This is a genomic window from Actinospica durhamensis (assembly GCF_018139695.1).
In the GTDB taxonomy this organism is placed as follows: domain Bacteria; phylum Actinomycetota; class Actinomycetes; order Streptomycetales; family Catenulisporaceae; genus Actinospica; species Actinospica durhamensis.
Map to the genome: position 1 here is coordinate 1 of NZ_JAGSOG010000578.1, position 1,399 is coordinate 1,399.

General features: G+C 73.8%; 2 protein-coding genes. One reads left to right on the plus strand and one right to left on the minus strand.

The genetic code is table 11. The annotated features are described in order from the left end of the window. Positions 1-56 precede the first annotated feature (56 nt). Positions 57-701, minus strand: coding sequence for a DUF5134 domain-containing protein (locus KDL01_RS41135; protein WP_212534146.1), 645 nt, complete (start codon positions 699-701; stop codon positions 57-59). A gap of 103 nt (positions 702-804) precedes the next feature. On the opposite strand from KDL01_RS41135, the gene KDL01_RS41140 reads away from it, so the two are divergent. Then, a partial coding sequence (locus tag KDL01_RS41140; RefSeq protein ID WP_212534147.1) for a hypothetical protein occupies positions 805-1,399 on the plus strand: 595 nt, incomplete at its 3' end.

The following is a 1,399-nucleotide window of genomic DNA, read 5'->3' on the forward strand; positions in this document are numbered from 1 at the left end:
CACCCTCCCTGGGTGTCGGCCCCTCCCCAGGTGCCGACATGATGCCTGACACCACGTTAGCTCAGGAGCATCAGTCCCGTAAGTACCGTCATCGCAAGCTCGCATCCGTACACGGTGGCGGGGGAGCCGAGCAGTGCCAACGCGCCGCCGTCGACCTCGGCCGCCGCCGGCAGCAGCCTGGTCATGCCGTAGCCGAGCACGAGCGCGGAGAGCCAGACGTACCCGAGGAACACGAGCACCGTCACGGCCGGGCTCCCGGTGGCCGCGCCCGTCATCCCGGCCATCCCCGCCATGCCGCCCGCGCTCGCGCCGCCCATGTCCATACCGCCCGCGGCGGGGTAGAGCAGCATCACGACCATCGCCGCCCCGACGATGGCGTGGTGCGGGTCGAGCAGGTGCGCCGAATTCTTCGGCGCGCAGCCGCAGTTCGTCGTGCGGCCGCGCCATCGCGCCGTCACGCCCCGCACCCAGGCGAACACCGCGAACGCGGCCAGCGCCGCGAAGAAACTTACGCTCAGCGCCGTAGGCGGCCGGGGCAGCCCGGGCACGAGCAGGATCGCCATGCCCAACCCCATCGCCGCGTGCGCGAGTTCGGCATGACGTACGGCGTCGGGCAGGCCGCCCGAGGCCCGGGCCAGCACCAGCCGGGCCACGGCGCGGGCCGCGAGGGCCAGGAGTATCAGCGTGAAGAACCAGTACATGTCCCCCCATCCCTCCGATAAGCGGGCTATCCCCACTTAGAGGGCTGCCCTCGCGCCACCCCCGCTATTCACGTTAGGGCGGGGGTGCGACAGTATTAGCGGCGTGAATTCGGGTGGATCGGCACGAACGGCGCGCGCCGCGCTTTTCGCGCTGGTCTGTGTCGGCGCGGGCACCGTGCTGCACCGCGTGGCCGACGGGTGCGACCCCGGCTGGGTCGGACCGGCCCTCGCGCTCCCGGTGACCACGCTCGCCTCCTTCGGCCTGGCCCGGCGCGAACGGCATCCGCTCGTCGTCATGCTCGCCCTCGGCATAGCCCAGCTGTGTCTGCACATCGAACTCGGCTGGTTCTGCCCGCCCGCCCAGGGCGCGATGCCCGGCATGCCGGCCGGCTTCGGCGAGAGCGCCACCCTCACCTCCGGGTCGGCCTCCGGCGCGCACTCGGCCGCCGCGATGCTCGCCGCGCACGCTCTGGCCGTCCTGATCTGCGGCTGCTGGCTCGGGCTCGGCGAGCGCAGCTTCTTCGAACTCTGCCGCGCTCTGGCCACGCTGACGCGGCGGGCCGCGGACCGCACCGCCGTGCTGCTCGCCGTCCGCCGCGCCTTCCGCGTCCTGCCGATCAGCACGCGCCCGGCCCGCATCCACGCGACCGCCCGCCGCACCGCCCGGCCCCGCGGCCGGCCCGCGCCCAGCCCCCGGG